The organism is Streptomyces sp. RP5T (assembly GCF_003933965.1).
Taxonomy (GTDB): domain Bacteria; phylum Actinomycetota; class Actinomycetes; order Streptomycetales; family Streptomycetaceae; genus Streptomyces.
In genome coordinates this window covers 1-17,552 of record NZ_RSAJ01000136.1, presented here as the reverse complement: position 1 = coordinate 17,552, position 17,552 = coordinate 1, and the positions used below count along the sequence as shown (strand labels likewise).

At 69.1% G+C, this 17,552-nt stretch carries 15 protein-coding genes and 1 pseudogene; 8 read left to right on the top strand and 8 right to left on the bottom strand.

All coding sequences use genetic code 11. From position 1 onward, the window contains the following. The 4 genes and pseudogenes from EHS43_RS16830 to EHS43_RS16815 form a co-directional block, all read left to right on the top strand. Positions 1-596: pseudogene (locus EHS43_RS16830) on the top strand (hypothetical protein); the annotation flags it as partial. Beyond that, a complete protein-coding gene (locus EHS43_RS16825; RefSeq protein WP_125191585.1) occupies positions 593-946 on the top strand; it encodes an ASCH domain-containing protein in 354 nt (117 codons plus the stop codon). The pseudogene EHS43_RS16830 and the gene EHS43_RS16825, both read left to right, overlap by 4 nt. A 211-nt stretch (positions 947-1,157) precedes the next feature. Continuing rightward, on the top strand, positions 1,158-4,622 hold the full coding sequence (locus EHS43_RS16820) for a type ISP restriction/modification enzyme (RefSeq protein ID WP_185806281.1): 3,465 nt from the start codon (positions 1,158-1,160) through the stop codon (positions 4,620-4,622). Positions 4,623-4,697: 75 nt separating this feature from the next. After that, entirely contained in the window at positions 4,698-5,216 is a 519-nt protein-coding gene (locus EHS43_RS16815) for a hypothetical protein (RefSeq protein WP_125191583.1), read from the top strand. Between the two features lie 319 nt (positions 5,217-5,535). On the opposite strand, the gene EHS43_RS16810 is transcribed toward EHS43_RS16815, so the two are convergent. Next, positions 5,536-6,909, bottom strand: a complete 1,374-nt coding sequence (locus EHS43_RS16810; RefSeq protein WP_260470568.1) for an NAD(P)-binding domain-containing protein — start codon at positions 6,907-6,909, stop codon at positions 5,536-5,538. A 156-nt stretch (positions 6,910-7,065) separates the two neighbouring features. On the opposite strand from EHS43_RS16810, the gene EHS43_RS16805 reads away from it, so the two are divergent. Further along, positions 7,066-7,443, top strand: a complete 378-nt coding sequence (locus EHS43_RS16805) for a helix-turn-helix transcriptional regulator (RefSeq protein ID WP_125191582.1) — start codon at positions 7,066-7,068, stop codon at positions 7,441-7,443. A 16-nt stretch (positions 7,444-7,459) separates the two neighbouring features. On the opposite strand, the gene EHS43_RS16800 is transcribed toward EHS43_RS16805, so the two are convergent. From EHS43_RS16800 to EHS43_RS16790, 3 genes are read right to left on the bottom strand one after another with little or no spacing between them, the layout of a single operon-like run. Next, a complete protein-coding gene (locus EHS43_RS16800; RefSeq protein ID WP_125191581.1) occupies positions 7,460-8,515 on the bottom strand; it encodes an ArsO family NAD(P)H-dependent flavin-containing monooxygenase in 1,056 nt (351 codons plus the stop codon). Beyond that, positions 8,512-9,279 carry an MIP/aquaporin family protein gene (locus EHS43_RS16795; protein WP_125191580.1) on the bottom strand — a complete coding sequence of 256 codons (768 nt, stop codon included), beginning with the start codon at positions 9,277-9,279 and terminating at the stop codon, positions 8,512-8,514. Before EHS43_RS16795 ends, EHS43_RS16800 begins: the two co-directional genes overlap by 4 nt. Positions 9,280-9,316: 37 nt before the next feature. Continuing rightward, positions 9,317-9,625, bottom strand: coding sequence for a helix-turn-helix transcriptional regulator (locus EHS43_RS16790; protein ID WP_125191579.1), 309 nt, complete (start codon positions 9,623-9,625; stop codon positions 9,317-9,319). Between the two features lie 91 nt (positions 9,626-9,716). Between EHS43_RS16790 and EHS43_RS16785 the strand changes: the two genes are divergently transcribed. Further along, positions 9,717-10,130 (top strand): arsenate reductase ArsC, encoded by a 414-nt coding sequence (locus EHS43_RS16785; protein ID WP_125191578.1) that lies wholly within the window; start codon positions 9,717-9,719, stop codon positions 10,128-10,130. A gap of 80 nt (positions 10,131-10,210) precedes the next feature. Here the strand turns inward: EHS43_RS16785 and EHS43_RS16780 are convergent, their stop codons facing one another. The 4 genes from EHS43_RS16780 to EHS43_RS16765 are packed head-to-tail and all read right to left on the bottom strand — an operon-like array spanning position 10,211 to position 14,757. Then, the gene (locus EHS43_RS16780; RefSeq protein ID WP_125191577.1) at positions 10,211-11,569 is read right to left on the bottom strand and encodes a GH1 family beta-glucosidase; all 1,359 of its coding nucleotides are present in this window, start codon (positions 11,567-11,569) and stop codon (positions 10,211-10,213) included. 20 nt (positions 11,570-11,589) lie between these two features. Then, complete coding sequence (locus tag EHS43_RS16775) at positions 11,590-12,429, bottom strand: carbohydrate ABC transporter permease (protein ID WP_125191586.1); 840 nt, start codon at positions 12,427-12,429, stop codon at positions 11,590-11,592. A 13-nt stretch (positions 12,430-12,442) separates the two neighbouring features. Beyond that, positions 12,443-13,435 (bottom strand): carbohydrate ABC transporter permease, encoded by a 993-nt coding sequence (locus EHS43_RS16770; RefSeq protein WP_125191576.1) that lies wholly within the window; start codon positions 13,433-13,435, stop codon positions 12,443-12,445. Between the two features lie 5 nt (positions 13,436-13,440). Then, positions 13,441-14,757, bottom strand: a complete 1,317-nt coding sequence (locus EHS43_RS16765; RefSeq protein ID WP_125191575.1) for a sugar ABC transporter substrate-binding protein — start codon at positions 14,755-14,757, stop codon at positions 13,441-13,443. Between the two features lie 160 nt (positions 14,758-14,917). Here EHS43_RS16765 and EHS43_RS16760 point away from each other — a divergent pair, with 160 nt between their 5' ends. After that, the gene (locus EHS43_RS16760; RefSeq protein ID WP_125191574.1) at positions 14,918-16,144 is read left to right on the top strand and encodes an ROK family protein; all 1,227 of its coding nucleotides are present in this window, start codon (positions 14,918-14,920) and stop codon (positions 16,142-16,144) included. Positions 16,145-16,242: 98 nt separating this feature from the next. Then, on the top strand, positions 16,243-17,552 hold a 1,310-nt coding region (locus EHS43_RS16755; RefSeq protein WP_125191573.1), incomplete at its 3' end, for an MFS transporter.

Here is a 17,552-nt window from a genome sequence, read left to right as displayed (position 1 = left end):
TCCCGTGCCCCCGCCCACGCTGTGGCTGGGCGGAGAAATACGCGGAACGCACACGGGTCCACCTCACCGACCGAGAAGAGGCCACCGTCGCCGCCGTCTGCCTCCACCACGGCCCCTACCGAACCACTATCACCCCCACCGCCGGCGCCTACCTCGACCTGGCCACCCTGTACCGCAACCTCGTCAAAGAGCTCGCCCTCACCGGCACACCGCCCCACGGAACCCTGCACGTCATGGTCAAGGGCGGCGACTGGGTCTTCGGCTCCCTCCTCGTCGATGAAGCACTCCAGGCCGTCGGCCTCACTCGCGCCCAACTCCCCGCCCGACTGTTCTGCCCGCAGGTCGTCACCGACACCGGCGCGAAGCTCTCCAAGTCCCTCATCCGCGAAGGCCGAGCGCCCTTGCCGGAAGGCGTCGCGAACTGGATGCTCGACACCCGGCAATGGCCCGGCACCGTCACCGAATACGCCGATCAACTGCTGGCTACGGCCCAGACCCTGCTCTCCGACCCCCGACACTTCTTCCGCTCATACTCCGCAGCCGAAATCGGCCGCCTGATCACCGCACCAGCCCCCAGGAGCATTGCCGCCCCATGAGCGACACCACCGGCCGCGTCCGCGAACTCAACCTGTACCGGCAGTACTTCGACCTCGTCGCCTCCGGCACCAAGACCATCGAGGTACGGGTCAAGTACCCGAACCTTGCCGACCTCGCCGCCGGCGACAGCATCCGCTTCCGCATCAAAGGGACGGACGAAACCTGCGAGGTCAACGTCACACGGGTCACTGAGTATCCGGACTTCGAGGCCCTGCTGGACGGCGAAGGGCCGGCCAGCGTCAACCCGACCGCTCCCCGCGACGAACAGCTCACCAACATCCGCAAGATCTACCCACCCGAGAAAGAAGCCCTCGGCGCCCTGGCCATCCAGATAGAGCTCAGCAGTTGACGCACTGCGGGCAGACTCTCGTCTGGGCATCGCCCCCGCTCTCCTGCCGTGCAGCACCACTACCCACATGCCAGGCGCTTCCCCCCATCGATGCCGTTGCCGCTGAACGGACACTCGACTCGGCACCTTGGGCGGCACTCTCGACGAGGAGTGATGTTGTGTTTACCGTGAGTTGAGGAAGATGCGGGTTGTGCTGGCCTTGGGGGGCAGGATGCAGCGCAAGGACCGGTTCCGGAGGATCGTCAGTGAATTCGGTGCGACGTGTAAGCAGGCGTTGCTGCACGGACAGAAGGAAGCCGCGATCCGCCGAGCGGTAGAAACCCTTCTCGTCGACGCGGCAGGGGTGTTGGGGCTGCAAGCGGTCCTACACGCCGAGGTGGCCATCGCCGCGCATCGAATACGCCCTGACCTTGCGGTGCGGATCGGAAAGGTGCCGCGCAACATCGTCGGCTATGTCGAGCTGAAGAGCCCCGACAAGAGCGGGATCCATCCCGGCAGTCTCAACCAGCGTGACCGCCGTCAATGGGAAGGCATGGCCAAACTGCCCAACCTGATCTACACGAACGGTCAGACATGGATCATGTACCGCTCCGGTCGGCAGTACGGCGACACCATCCACTTCGAGGGGGATCTGCGCAGCGCCGGCTCCCGCTTACGGCTGCCGACCGCCAGTGAGACCGCCTTCGAGGCCATGCTCGTCGCGTTCTTCGGCTGGCAGCCCAAGCCGCTCACGTCGATGCGGGAGGTGGTCGCTCATGTCGCCCCGCTGTGCACACTTCTGCGTGATGCTGTTCACGACCGCCTCGATGCCGAAGCGAGCCTCCCTCGCCACCGGCGACCGTTCACCGACCTGGCCTCCACGCTTGAGGTCGATCTCTTCCCGACCACGGATGACCGGGACAAGCGGGCGACCTTCGCCGACCGCTACGCACAGTCCGTCACCTTCGCTCTCCTTCTGGCCGGTTCAGACAACGCCGACAGCAACGACAAGGCATTGGTCGGTATGAGCCTGCACGAGGTGGGCCGACTCCTCGGGGCTGAGCACTCCGTCATGGGCCGCGCCTTGCAGATCCTCACCGACCAGGTCGAGGGAGAATTCCGCGACAGTCTGGACATGCTCGTCCGCGTCATCGACGCCATCGACTGGAGAAGTTCCCTCGTCGGCGAACCCGGCTTCCACATCCACCTCTACGAGCACTTCTTGCAGGAGTACGACGCCGAACTGCGCAAGGACTCCGGTACCTACTACACCCCGGCCCCACTGGTGACGGAGATGATCCGCCTTGTCGACGAGGTGCTGGCCGACACATTGGACTGCCCGGACGGCTTCGCCGACCCCGGTGTGTCCATCATCGACCCGTCGATGGGAACCGGAACCTTCCTGACCGGAATCATCGACCTCGTCGCCCGCAAACAGTCCGAGGGCGGCAACGCTGGTTTCCGCGCCGAATCCGTGCAAGAACTCGCCAGTCGGTTGATCGGGTTCGAAAAGCAGATGGGCGCCTTTGCCGTCGCTCAGATGCGGGTGGGACAGATGCTGCGGCACCTCAACGCCCGTGTCCGGCTGCGTGACATGCGCCTGCACCTGGCCGACACTCTCGCCGACCCGTGGCGACCCAGTGAACTCTTCGACCGTTACGGCGCTCTGTGGGGGCCTTTACGTGACGACGCCGAGGCAGCCAGCACCATCCAGCGCAATGAACGCATCACCGTCGTCATCGGCAACCCTCCCCACCGCGAGCTCGCGGAAGGTCAGGGCGGATGGATCGAGAAGGGCTCTCCGGGCCGCGGGGCCCCGCCCCTGGACGACTTCCGGATGCGCGGTGCGGCAGGCGTGTACGAGAACAAACTGAAAAGTCTGTGCACCTACTTCTGGCGCTGGGCCACCCACAAAGTCTTCGACCAGCATGGCGATCACCGACACGGTGTCGTCTGCTTCGTCAGCACTGGGGGATTCATCCGTGGTGCCGGGTTCCAGGGCATGCGTTCCTACTTGCGGCGCACCTGCACCGAGGGCTGGGTCATCGACCTCACGCCCGAGACCAAAAGACCACCGCTCAGCAGCCGCTTCTTCCCTGGTGTCCAGCAGGAGTTAGCCGTCGCCATCTTCGTCCGTCGGCAGGGCGAGCGACACAACGCACTGGCCCCCGTGCACTACACGGCCCTTCATGGGACCCGCCAGAGCAAAGAGGAGCAGCTGCACAGTCTGCACATCAACGGCCCGGGCTGGCGCACATCCCGGCCTGTTGCCCCCGCCCCTTTCACACCGGCCTCCCAGAGCGGGTGGGACGCCTTCCCCGCTCTCACCGAGCTGATGCCCTGGTGCAAGCCGGGCATCAAACCCAACCGAAACTGGGTCATCAGCCCCTCCAAAGCCATCCTGCGCCGACGCTGGAACCGCCTGGTCCGAGAACGCGACCCCGGTACGAAACAGGAACTGTTCAAGGAGACCCGCGACCGCACCCTGGACAAGGAAGCCCTCCAGATCCCAGGTCATCCCCACCCGCCGACCCTCTTACGCGTCGAACAGGGACCGTGTCCCGCGCCGATACGCATCGCCCGCAGAGCTCTGGACCGCCAGTGGCTCATACCCGATGGCCGGATCATCGACTTCTCCCGCCCCGAGTTGTGGCGGGCAGACGTCGACGGACAGATCTTTGTAGTCGAACAGCACACCCAGCGCTTACAGACCGGTCCGGCACTGCTCTTCACGGCTCTCGTCCCCGACATGCACTACTTCAATGGAAACGGCGGTCGCGTTCTGCCACTCATGCACGCCGACCGCACCCCGAACATCACGCCGGGGCTGTTACCCCACCTCGCGAACTCCTATGGTCTGCAGCAAGTTCTCCCTGAGGACCTGCTCGCCTATGTCGCCGCCATCACTGCCCATCCCGCCTTCACCGAGCGTTACGCGGACGACCTCAACTCGCTCGGCGTACGCGTCCCCCTGACGGCCGATCGCGGTCTCTGGCAGGAAGCCATAGGCCTGGGCCGGCATGTCTTATGGGCTTCGACGTTCGGCGTGCGCTGCGTCAACCCCGACGACGGCCGCCCGGCTGGCAAATCCAACTGGTGGCGGCATCTTTACCCCGAGATCATGTACGCCCAGGAAGTGGCACCGGACAGGCTCCCATCGGCGGTCAGTTATGACAGCGAACGCCAGAACCTTGTCATCGAGGGTGGCATCTTCACCGGTGTCACTCCACGCATGCGCAACTACACCACTGGCGGGCGCAACGTACTCGACAGCTGGCTCGCCTACCGGAGCGACCGAACCGTCGGCAAAGTAAGCAGTGATCTCGACCGGCAGCGCCCCGAGCGCTGGGAGCCCGATTGGAGCCGGGAGCTCATCGAAATCCTGGCCGTGCTCAGGCATCTGACTGCCTTGGAACCTCGTCAGGAAGAACTCCTCAACCGCATCGTCGCTGCCCCCTTGATCGACGTCGCTGAACTCACGCGCCGCCGCATTCTTCCCGTACCCGAGCGAGCTCAACGTGCTCATACAGGCTCGGAACACGCGTTTCTGCCTGGCATGGAGACCGTCGATGCCCAACCGCCAGGCCCCGTCGATCCCCTGTCTCTGCCAGACGACCCCGCAGATACCACAAAGCCCAAACCGCACTCACCCGTCCACCCCGGCTCTCGTGCTCGACGGCCTCGCGGTTCGGCCTGACTGCTTTCACCCACAGCCGATGCCACGCCGATATGCACAACGGCTCCATCGCAAGAACAGCTCTTTGACGGAGGCATGTTGGAGATCGCAGCCCTCGTGGTGTCGCTGGTAGCGCTGGCAGTGACCGGAGCCGTCTCGTTTCGGCAATTGCGACTGACCGAGCATGCCAACACTCTGCCGGTACTTGTGGATCTCTTCCGCGAGCATCGAAGCGTGCGGCTGGCGCAGGCACGGCAGGTCGTGCACGAGCGGCTGCCTGCCTGTGACCTGTCAGCCGGACTGGCTGGGCTACCCGAGGATGATCGGCATCTAGTCCGTGAACTGGCCTGGTTCTACGACAATCTCGGGGCTCTGGTCGCCCACGGGGTCGTAGACATTGAACCTGTCTCCGGATACCTCGGTGGGTCGGTGATCTCGGTCTGGGAGAGCTTGCAGCCGCTGGTGCAGGCGGAGCGTACGAAGCGGGCGCAGAACGCCATGCCAGATCCGAACCGCTGGCAGGAGTACTTCGAGAACCTGTACCACCTCGTTCGCGAGACTCCTGCGGACCGAGCTCGGGCAGGAACGCATCTGTGGCGGCTCCCGCCGCACTGACCATCGACGAATGCACCGGTGATGGCGGGCCAAACGCTCCACCCTGCGAGAACACATCCAGGGCACATGAGCCTGGGAAACGGCATTGACCCGTGAGAACCACCGAGAGGAGTTTTCCCAGTTCAACGCACATTACCTTGCGAAACCCCAGGTCAGCGCCCTCCCGTCACCAATCGCTGCACGAGTGGCAGGACTTCTCCCACCGGCTGCATGAGGCGGGGCACCAGCCTTATTGCCTTGTCTGGCCGTGAGCCGGGGTTTCCATCGTTTCGGGCGGGGTTTCCGACCCCGCCCTTTTCATGTGGCAAGACCTGCCACGTCAACAGCCACCGGATGCGCTCGGGGCGCCGACGCCGATCTGCAGAGCGGCAGGGGCCGCGCAGCAGCCTCCGCCTTCGCCGTCCTGGGCGGCCTCGGGGGCGTCGTACAGACCCGCGCCACCGCACACCCCGGTCTCGGGCAGGGTCAGTTCGACGCGCTCGGCGGCCTCGCGGTCCCCGGCGAGGGCGGCGGCGACGGAGCGGACCTGTTCGTACCCGGTCATGGCGAGGAACGTGGGGGCGCGGCCGTAGGACTTCATGCCGACCAGGTAGACGTCCTGCTCGGGGTGGGAGAGCTCGTTCACCCCGTGCGGGTAGACCGTGCCGCAGGAGTGGACGTTGGGGTCGATGAGCGGGGCGAGCGCGGTCGGGGCCTGGAGGCGTTCGTCGAGGCCGAGGCGGACCTCGGAGAGGAAGGCCAGGTCGGGGCGGAAGCCGGTCAGGACGATGACCTCGTCCACGAGGTCGAGGCGGCGGCCGTCCTCGGCGACGAGGACGAGCTGGTCGCCGTCCCGCTCGACGGCCTGGGTGCGGAAGCCGGTGACCGCGCCGGCGTGACCGGCCTCGACGGCCGCCTTGGCGCGCAGCCCCAGAGCCCCGCGGGCGGGGAGCTGGTCGGCGTCGCCGCCGCCGTAGGTGCTCGCGCCGATGCCGCGACGCAGGATCCAGGTGATGTGCGTGCCGGGCTCGTCCCGGGCCAGGTCGGCGAGGTGGGCGAGCGCGGTGAAGGCGGAAGCGCCGGAGCCGATGACGGCGGTGCGCCTGCCCGCGTACCGGGCGCGGACGGCAGGGTCCTTGAGGTCGGGGACACGGTAGGAAACGCGGTCGGCCGCCGACTTCTCACCGAGGGCGGGCAGACCGTCGGCGCCCATCGGACCGGAGATGCTCCAGGTGCCGGAGGCGTCGATGACGGCGCGCGCGACAAGCCGCTCTTCTCGGCCGTCGGCCGTGTCGACGTGGATGACGAAGGGCTGCTCGTCGCGGTCGGCGTCGACGATGCGGTCACGGCCGGCACGGGCGACGCCGGTCACCGTGGCGCCATAGCGGACCTTGTCGCCGAGGACGTCGGCGAGCGGCTGGAGGTAGTGCTCGGCCCAGTCGCCACCGGTGGGGTAGATGGCGCCGTCGAGGCGGGTCCAGCCGGTGGGGGCGAGGAGCTTCTCGGCGGCGGGGTCGGTGACCTCGGCCCACGGGGAGAACAGCCGGACGTGCGCCCAGTCGCGTACGGAGGTGCCGGCGGAGGGGCCGGCTTCCAGGACCAGCGGTTCGAGGCCGCGCTCGACGAGGTGGGCGGCGGCGGCCAGGCCGATGGGGCCGGCTCCGATGACCACGACGGGCAGCTGGTCGGTGGTGGGCACGCTGTTGATGGACACAGCCACGGGATTCCCCTTTTGTTTCGACGTCTGTCGATGTCTGGTGGGGGCCCAGGATGGCACCTGTATCGACGAGCGTCAACATAGACGTTTGCCGAATCAGACGCGGGAACACGGACCTGGCCCGTCTACTTCGACGTATGTCAACATAGACGCATGTCGAATACGAAGGCACTGCCGCTGCTCGAACCCGAGGCGTCCGAGACCGTGGCGCCGTGCTGCCCGCCGCTCACCGAGCGGCCGTTCACCGCGGAGGAGGCCGAGACGGCCGCGCGGATGTTCAAGGCGCTGGGTGATCCGGTGCGACTGCGGCTGTTCTCGGCGGTGGCCTCGCACGAGGGCGGCGAGGCGTGCGTGTGCGACATCTCCGACGTCGGCGTTTCCCAGCCGACCGTGTCCCACCACCTGAAGAAACTCAAGGACGCCGGCCTGCTCACCTCGGAGCGGCGGGGAACCTGGGTCTACTACCGGGTGGAGCCCTCGGTGCTGGCCGCGATGGGCAAGCTGCTCACCCCTGCCACGCCGGCCACCTGATTTTCAACTGCCGTGCTCAGCGCACGAGTTCATCGATCCTCCTCGCCGCGTCCCTCGCCGGCCGGCCGACGCCGATGAGCGTGGCGGACGCGGGACCGGTCCAGTCGCCGTAGCCGAGCAGGTGAAGGCGCGGTTCGTCCTCGGCCTGCGTGCCGGTGGTGGCGATATGGCCGCGCCGGCCGCGGAGCCGGAGCGGCGCGAGGTGGGAGAGAGCGGGCCGGAAGCCGGTGCACCAGATGACGGCGTCAGCTTCGGCGCGGGTGCCGTCGGCCCATTCGACGCCGCCGGGGACGAGCCGGGTGAACATCGGGTCGGCCTTGAGCAGGCCGCGGGCGCGGGCCTCGCGGACCGGCGGTACGGCGACGATGTCGCCGAGGGAGGCGACGCCGCCGGTGTCGGTGCGGCCCGCGTCAAGGGCGCGGCGGCGGGCGGTGGCCGCGTCGAAGAGGGCGCGGCCGTCGATGTCGTCGGCCAGGTAGCGGGGCGGACGCCGGGTGACCCAGGTCAGTTCGGTGTCGTGGGCGAGGTCGGCGGCGATCTGGGCGCCCGAGTTGCCGCCGCCGACCACGATCACCCTGCGGCCGGCGAAGTCCCGCGGACTGCGGTAGTCGACGGTGTGCAGCTGCCGTCCGCCGAAGTCCCCGCGGCCGGGGATCGCGGGGAGGAAGGGGCGCCGCCAGGTGCCGGTCGCGCTGATCACGGCACGAGAGCGCCAGGTCCCGGAGTCGGTCTCCACGCGCAGGAGCCCGCCGTCGCGGTGGACACCGTGGACGCGCACGGGCCGCTCGACGGGCAGCTTGTACCGCTTCTCGTAGTCGGCGAGGTACTCCACCACGTGCCGCGCGTCGGGGTAGGTCTCGGCTGCCTGCGCAGGCATGAGCCGTCCGGGCAGCGAGGAGTGGGCGGCCGGGGAGAACAGGTGCAGCGAGTCCCACATGTGCTGCCAGGCCCCGCCCGGCGTGGTCCGGGCGTCGAGGACGACGAAGTCGAGGCCGAGGCGACGCAGGTGGTATCCGGCAGCGAGCCCGGACTGGCCGCCGCCGATCACCACCACGTGCGTCCGGTGGGTCATTGCGCCGGTCGTCCGGGCGTGAAGATGAAGGCCACGAGTGCCAGTCCGACGACGGCGCCTACCAGCTGCATGACGACGAATCCCGCCAGGGAGCCGGGGGCGATGCCCGCGAAGGTGTCGCTGAAGGTGCGGCCGATGGTCACCGCCGGGTTCGCGAAGGACGTCGACGACGTGAACCAGTAGGCGGCGCCGATGTAGGAGGCGACGGCCACGGGGGCGAAGCGCAGCTGGTCGGTGCGGGCCAGGCCGAAGATCAGCAGGATCAGGCCGGCCGTGGCGACGACCTCGCCCAGCAGGAGGTGCCCGGCCGAGCGATCGTGCGTGGACCACTCCACCAAGGGCTTGCCGAACATGGCGTCCGCCAGGAGCGCGCCCGCGATCGCGCCCACGATCTGCGCGGGGACGTAGACGGCCGCCTCACGGATCGTCACCCCGGGACCGCCGCGCCTGCCGGTCCACCACTCGGCCAGCGTGACGACGGGGTTGAAGTGCGCGCCGGAGACCGGACCGAGCAGGAGGATGAGGACGCCGAGGCCGAAGACGGTGGCCAGGGAGTTGGCCAGCAGCTGCACACCGACGTCCTTGCTCAGCTCGGTGGCCTGGATGCCGGAGCCGATCACCACCGCCACGAGGGCCGCGGTGCCGACGAGTTCGGCGGCGGCACGGGCCGCAAGGGGCCTGCGAGGCGGGGTGGCGCCCGGCGCGGCCTGCGGCTCGGCAGCGGGTACGGCCGACTCGGCGGCGGACTCGTGCGTGGCGGTCAACAGGACTCCTTGGTGCGGTCGCCGGGGCGGCGGGGGATCAGGGGCAGGACCGCTTGTTGTCGGCGGCGGTGCGGGCGGACTCCGCCAGATCGGCGAACTGGGCCGCGAGGGAGGCGACGACGTCCGCGCGCAGCTTGTAGTAGGTGAACCGGCCGCACGGCTCCGTCTCCACGACCCCGGCCTCGCGCAGCACCTTCAGGTGGTTGGAGAGGTTGGTCTGCTTGGCACCGGTCTCCTCCACGAGGTGGGTGGTGCACAGCGTCTCCCGGGCGAGGAGGGTCACGATCCGGAGCCTGAGCGGGTCGGCCAGAACCCGGATCAGATCAGTGTCGACTGACGTCAGCATGCGCTGATACTGTCACATCAGTGGTGACTGACACCACTGGGCGCTGATGTCATTCGCGCCTGATGTCGTCATGAGACAAGAGAGACCTCTGATGTCCGCCAAGCCCTCCGTGCTCTTCGTCTGTGTCCACAACGCCGGCCGCTCCCAGATGGCCGCCGCGTGGCTGACCCACCTGGCCGGGGACCGCGTCGAGGTCCGCTCGGCAGGCTCCGCCCCGGGCGCGGGCGTCAACCCCGCCGCCGTCGAGGCCATGGCCGAGGTAGGCATCGACATCTCCGCCGAGGTCCCCAAGATGCTGACCGTCGACGCGGTCAAGGAGTCCGACGTCTGCATCACCATGGGCTGCGGCGACACCTGCCCCGTCTTCCCCGGCAAGCGGTACCTGGACTGGCAGCTGGAGGACCCGGCCGGCCAGGGCGTCGAGGCCGTACGCCCGATCCGGGACGAGATCAAGGTGCTGGTCGAGGGTCTGATCAAGGAGATCGCGCCAGAGCCGCAGGCATGAGCGCGAGTGCCGGCCCAGGCCGGAGATAAGCGTTCAGGGCGGGGTCCCAGGACCCCGCCCTTCTCCGTGCGCAGGTGCGCTCAGGCCGCCCTGCGCCCCCTCTCCGCGTGGGCCCGGATGACGTCCGCGTAGCGGTGGCCCGTGCCCTTGATCGTCCGGCGCTGCGTCTCGTAGTCGACGTGGACCAGGCCGAAGCGCTTGTCGTAGCCGTAGGCCCACTCGAAGTTGTCCAGCAGGGACCAGGCGAAGTAGCCGGCCAGCGGGGCGCCCTTGCGGGCGGCGGAGGCGCAGGCGGCCAGGTGGTCGAGCAGGTACCGCTGGCGTTCGGGGTCGTCGACGGTTCCGTCGGGGCGTACGACGTCGGGGAAGGCGGAGCCGTTCTCGGTGACGTAGAGCTTGCGGGCGCCGTACTCGTCGGTGAGCCGGAGCAGGAGGGTCTCGATGCCGCTCGCGTCGATCTCCCAGTCCATGCCGGTGCGCGGGACGCCGGGGCGGGCGATCTGACGGGCCCGTGGCGCCGGGCCCGTGGGGTCGTCGGTCACGGTGAGCGGCATGTAGTAGTTGAGGCCGAGCCAGTCCAGGTCGGTGGCGATCACCGCCGGGTCGCCGTCGCGCTCGGGCAGATCGACGCCGTAGACCTCGCGCATGTCGGCCGGGAAGCCGCGGCCGTGGACCGGGTCGAGCCACCAGCGGTTGGTGTGGCCGTCCATGCGGCGGGCGGCGGCGATGTCCTGCGGACGGTCGGTGGCCGCGTGGACCGTGGAGAGGTTGGTGACGAGGCCTACCCGGGCGGACGGGGACGCGGCGCGGATCGCCTGTGCGGCGAGGCCGTGGCCGAGGAGCAGGTGGTAGGAGGCGCGGACGGCGGCCGTGAGGTCGGTCAGGCCGGGGGCCATCGTGCCTTCGAGGTGGCCGATCCAGGCCGAGCACAGGGGTTCGTTGAGGGTGGTCCAGTGGTGGACCCGGTCCCCGAGCCGCCCGGCCACGACGGAGGCGTACGCGGCGAAGTGCTCGGCGGTCTCGCGCTCGGGCCAGCCGCCGCGGTCCTGGAGCACCTGGGGCAGGTCCCAGTGGTAGAGGGTGACGGACGGGGTGATGCCGGCGGCCAGCAGGGCGTCGATCAACCGGTCGTAGAAGTCGAGGCCCTTGGGGTTGACCGGGCCGTCGCCGCCGGGGATCACGCGCGGCCAGGCGACGGACAGACGGTAGGCGTTGGTGCCGAGCCTGCGCATGAGGTCGATGTCCTCGCGCCAGCGGTGGTAGTGGTCGCAGGCGACGTCGCCGGTGTCGCCGCCCGCGACCTTGCCGGGGGTGTGCGAGAAGGTGTCCCAGATCGACGGCGAGCGGCCGTCCTCCGACACGGCTCCCTCGATCTGGTAGGCCGCCGTGGCCGTGCCCCACAGGAAGTCGTGCGGGAGTGCGGCGAGGTCGATGCTCACGAAAGTCCTTTCACGATCGGTCACTTGACGGCACCCGCCGTCAGCCCGGCGACGAGATAGCGCTGGAGCAGCAGGAACCCGGCGACCACGGGGACGCTGACGACCAGCGAGGCCGCCATGATCTGGTTCCAGTACACGTTGTTGAGCGTGGAGTAGCCCTGGAGGCCGACGGCGAGGGTGCGGGTGGTGTCGTTGGTCATGACGGAGGCGAAGAGCACCTCGCCCCACGCCGTCATGAAGGCGTAGACGGCCACCGCGACGATCCCGGGGATCGCGGCCGGCACCACGACCCGGAAGAGCGCTCCGAACGGTCCGCAGCCGTCCACCAGCGCGGCCTCGTCCAGATCGCGCGGCACCGAGTCGAAGTACCCGATCAGCATCCAGATGGAGAAGGGGAGGGAGAAGGTGAGGTACGTGAGGATCAGGCCGCCGCGGGAGCCGAACAGGGCGATGCCGGTGGCGTTGCCGATGTTGACGTAGATCAGGAAGAGGGGCAGCAGGAAGAGGATGCCCGGGAACATCTGCGTGGAGAGCACGGTCACCGTGAAGACCCGCTTGCCGCGGAACTCGTAGCGGCTGACGGCGTACGCGGCGAACACCGCGATCACCACCGAGCAGACGGTCGCCGCCCCCGCCACGACCAGCGAGTTCACGAAGTAGCGCGCGAGCGGGATCGTGGACCAGATGTCGATGTACGGCCGGATCGTCACCTCGCTGGGCAGCCAGTGGAACTCGCCCGTGACGTCCGCGAGGGGCTTCAGCGAGCTGGAGACCATGACGTACACCGGCAGCAGGACGAAGCCGGTGAGCAGGGTGAGGAAGATCCGCCGGGACCAGAAGAACGAACGCGGCGGCGCCAGGGGCGAGCGGGGGCTAGGCATCGGCCGGCTTCCTTCCCCGGGAGGTCAGCAGGAGGTAGACGCCCGTCACCACGAGCAGGAACAGCAGCAGGAGCACGGACATGGCGGAGCCGGTGCCGAAGTTCCAGGTGACGAAGGACGCCTGGTAGATGTGGACCGAGATGAGGTCCGCGGCCTCCGGGGCCGACTTGCCGAACAGGACGTACGGCGTGTTGAAGTCGTTGAACGTCCACAGGAACAGCACCAGCAGCAGGACCTGGTTGACCGGCCGCAGGGACGGCAGGGTGATGCGGCGGATCTGCTGCCACATCCCGGCGCCGTCCAGGGCCGCCGCCTCGTACAGCTCGCCGGGGATGTTCTGGAGTCCGGCCATGACGATGAGGAAGGCGAACGGCCAGCCCTTCCACACCGAGACGGTCAGCAGCGCCCAGAAGCTGTTGTCGCCGATGAGCCAGAAGGACGGCTTGTCGGTGAGGTGGAGCTGGTCGTGCAGGACGTGGTTCACCAGGCCGTTGTCGTGCTGGAACATGAACACCCAGGTGATGACGGCCGCGTAGACCGGCAGGGCGTACGGGATGAGGAACAGGGCCCGGAGCAGGCCCCGGCCGCGGAAGGTGTCCTGGAGGTAGACCGCCGCCGCCGTGCCGATCAGCCAGCACAGGCCGACCGACAGCAGCGTGAACGCCACGGTGACGAGGAACGAGTGCAGCAGTGCCTCGCCGACCGGGGCGTCGAAGTCCACCGACACCTTGTAGTTGTCGAGACCGGACCAGGGCGCGGCGCCCCAGTCACGGATGTAGAACTGGGTGAGCTCCTTGAAGCTCATCACGATGCCGATGACCATCGGCACCAGGTGGACCAGGAGTTCGAGGAGCAGGGCCGGCAGCAGGAGCAGGTACGGCAGCCCGATGCGGCGGATCCTCCCGGGTCGGCGGCCGGGACGCGGCCGCGCCGCCCGGGAGGGGGTCTCGCCCACGGCGGCCTCTGCGGGCGCGGTGGTGGTCATCGTGCTCACTTCGTCGGCATCTGCTGCTGGGCCTTCTCCAGCGCCGCCTTCACCGACTCGGTGGTGACCGCGCGTCCGGCGGCAGCGTCGGCGAACAGGTCCTTGACGGCGGTCCCCACGGCCGTCTCGAACTGCGACTCGTCGGCGACCTGCGGCAGCGCGGCGGCGCTGGTGGCGAGGGTGTTCTTGAGGACCTCGTTGGCGCCCGAGCTGAAGACGGCGTCCTCCTGCACGGTCTTCACCGGCGGGATGGAGCTGTAGGCGGTGTTGAGGATCTTCTGCTCGGCGTCGCTGGTCATGAACTTCACGAACTTCTTGGCGCCGTCGATGTTGTCGGTGTTCTTGAAGACGGCCAGGTTGATGCCCATGACGGCCGAGTTGACCTGGGTGCCGGTGCCCGGGGTGCCGGACTGCACGGGCACGGGTGCGATGCCGTACTTGTCCTCGCTCATGCCCTGGGACTTGAGGTTGGCGGACGCGGACTGCCACAGCAGCATGGCCTGGTTGCCCTTGGCGAAGTCGCTCACGGACTGGTTCTGGGCGTACTCGGCGTCGCCGGTGGGGACGACCTTGTCCTTGGCCATGAGGTCGACGTACTGCTTGACCGCGGCCACCACGTTGTCGTTGGTGAAGTCGGGCTTGCCGTCGGCGGTGAAGAACTCGCCGCCGTGCTGCTTGGCGAAGACGAAGACGTGGTGGATGTTCTCGGAGAGGTTCGCGCCCTCCGCGCCGAGCGCCGACTTGCCCTTGGCCTGGATCTTCTTGCCGTCGGCGACCAGTTCGTCCCAGGTGGCCGGGGGCCCCGCGATGCCGGCGTCGGCGAAGATCTGCTTGTTGTAGTAGAGGGCGTAGGCCATGGAGTAGAGCGGGATCGCGGCCGGGTCCTTGCCCTCGGCGCCGGTGGAGCCGAGCGCGGAGTCGACGAAGCGGTCCTTGCCGCCGATCGCGGCGAAGTTCTTCGCGTCCCAGGGCAGCAGCGCGCCGGTGGCCTGGAGGGAGGCGCTCCAGGTGTTGCCGATGTTGAGGACGTCGGGGCCCTGCCCCGAGGTGGTCGCGGTGAGGATCCGGTTGAGCAGGTCGGACCAGGGGACGACCTCGACCTTGACCTTGATGCCGGTCTGCTTCTCGAACTTGTCGAGCTCGGGCTGGAGGACCTTCTTGTCGACCTCGATGCTGGCGCCCTGGTTGGAGGCCCAGTAGGTCAGGGTCTTCGGCGAGTCGTTGGACCCGCCGCTCGTGGACGAGCCACCGCCACAGGCGGTCACGAGAGTCATGAGGGAAACGGTGACCGCTCCGGCGGCCGCGGCTCGGGTTCTGCGCATGGCTCTGGTGTCCCTTCCAGGGAGAGACCCCCGGTGCGTTCGCTTCTCGAACACCACCCCGGAGTTAATTTATGGCGTGATTTAAGACGCGAAGGAACGGCGCGTCAAGGGTCGGCACAGCGGTATCTTGCAGGTCGAGGCGGCATCGGAAGGGGTCCACATGGCGGGGCGGAGCGGGCGTACGGTGCGTGACCTGCGACGGGGCAACCGGGCCGCCGTACTGCAACGGTTGTATTTCGACGGTCCGATGAGCCGCTTCGAGCTGGCCCCCGCCACCGGCCTGAGCGGCGGCTCCATCAGCAACGTGGTCGCGGAACTCGTCGAGGACCGCCTGGTCGAGGAGGCCGGCACCGTCGAGTCCGACGGCGGCCGCCCCCGCACACTGCTGCGCGTGGCCCCCTCCGCCGGTCACATGATCGGCGTCGACGTCGGCGAGACCCGCGTCCGCGTCGAGCTCTTCGACCTCACGCTCACCGAACTCGCCCGCACCGAACGCCCCTTGGAGCACCACGGCTACGACGTCGAGGCCGTCGTCGGCCATATCCGCGACGGCATCGCCGAGGTGCTCGCCGGCACCGGCATCACCGCCGGACAGCTGCTGGGCGTGGGCATCGGCGTCCCCGGCATCGTGGCCCGTACTCCCGAGCGGGGCGCGGTGGTGCACGGCCAGACGATCGGCTGGGACGCCGTCCCGCTGGAGTCCCTGCTGCGTTCGACCTGTGAACTGCCCGACTCCGTCCCGTACTTCATCGACAACGGGGCCCGCACTCTGGGCCAGGCCGAGCTGTGGTTCGGGGCCGGCCGGGGCTCCCGCAACGCGGTCGTCGTCCTGTTCGGCTCGGGCGTCGGCGCCTGTCTCGTCACCGAGGGGACGGAGTACGGCCGCGCCCTGGAGTGGGGGCATGTGACCGTGCGGGTCGGCGGGCGCCGCTGCCGCTGCGGTGCGCTCGGCTGCCTGGAGGCGTACGCGGGCGCGGGGGCACTCGTCGACCGCTGGCGCGAGGCGGGCGGGCACCCGCCCCAGGGCGCCGACGAGGAGAGCGCGCTGGCCGCGCTGCTGGCCGCCGCCCGCTCCGAGGCCGACCCCGCGGCCGTCGCCGTCCTGGAGGAGACGGCCGAGTACGTCGGCGCCGGCCTGTCCGACCTGGTCAACCTCTTCCAGCCCGAGCGCATCCTCATCGGCGGCTGGGCGGGCCTCCAGCTGGGCCCCCGCCTCCTGCCCGCCCTCCGCCGCCACACCAGCGCGTACGCCCTGCGCCATCCGACCGAGCAGGTCTCCATCGACCTCGGCACGCTCGGCCCCGACGCGGTCACGGTCGGCGCGGCCGGCCTCCCGCTCACCGACTTCTTCGCCCAGGGCGGCCGCCGGGCCACCAGGAGTCAGTGACGCACATCACATCAGCATCAATGTTGTGCACTTTATTGACGGCAGTCACCAGACAGCCTAATTTCGCGGTGTCCTTCCCCCGCTCAAGGGAGACCGCGATGTCCCCGTCCCCCGCCGCGTCCGACCGCACCCGCCAACTCCGCCGGGTCGCCCTGTCCGGCCTGCTCGGCACCGCCGTGGAGTTCTACGACTTCCTCGTCTACGGCACCGTCGCCGCACTCGTCTTCGGCGAACTGTTCTTCCCCGGCGCCGACCCCGCCGTGGGCACGATCGCCGCCTTCGGCACCTTCGCCGCCGGCTACGTGGCCCGCCCGATCGGCGGCATCGTCTTCGGACACTTCGGCGACCGCCTCGGCCGCAAGAAGATGCTGCTGCTCACCATGGGCCTGATGGGCGGCGCCAGCTTCCTCATCGGCCTGCTGCCCACGTACGACACCATCGGCGTCTGGGCGCCGGTCCTGCTGATCACCCTGCGGGTGCTCCAGGGCATCGCCATCGGCGGCGAGTGGGGCGGCGCGACCCTGATGGTCGTCGAGCACGCGGGCGAGCGCCGCCGCGGACTGTGGTCGAGCTTCACGCAGATGGGAGCCCCGCTCGGCTCCCTGATCTCCGCCTCCGTGGTCGCGATGGTCTCCACCCTCCCCAAGGACCAGTTCGCGGCCTGGGGCTGGCGGGTGCCGTTCCTGCTGAGCGTCCTGCTGCTCGGCGTCGGCCTGTTCGTCCGCCTCCAGGTGGTCGAGAGCCCGCTGTTCGCCGAGGTGAAGAAGGACCGCGCGGAGTCCCGGCTGCCGATCCTCGACGTGCTGAAGCGCCCCCGGCCCGTCCTGCTGGCCTGCTGTGTGGGCATCGGCGCCTTCACCGCCCAGTCCCTGCTGACCAGTTACCTGATCGCGTACGCCACCGGCATCGGCCATCCCCGCCCGCAGGTGCTCACCGCGCTCACCGTCTCCGCCGCGGTCGCCCTGGTGGTCCTGCCCTGCGCGTCCGCACTCTCCGACCGGATCGGCCGCCGCCCGGTCGTCCTCACCGGCGCGCTCCTGTCCGCCGCGACCGCCTTCCCGGTCCTCGCGCTGGTCGACTCGGGGTCGTCCGGAGCGCTGATCCTGGCCGTCGTCATCGGCCACGGCATCTCCCAGTCGCTGATGTACGCCCCGCTGGGCGCCCTGTTCAGCGAGATGTTCGGCACCCGGGTCCGCTACACCGGCGCCTCCCTCGGCTACCAGGGCGCGACCCTGGTCGGCGCCGGCTTCTCCCCGCTGATCGCCGGCAGCCTCGTCGCGAGCAGCGGCAACGGCACCCCCGTCGCCCTCCTGCTGTGCGGCGGCTCGCTGATCACCGCGCTGACGGTGTGGTTCGTCCGCGAGACCAACCGTACGTCCCTCGGCGACGACCCCGCCTCGCCCCTCCC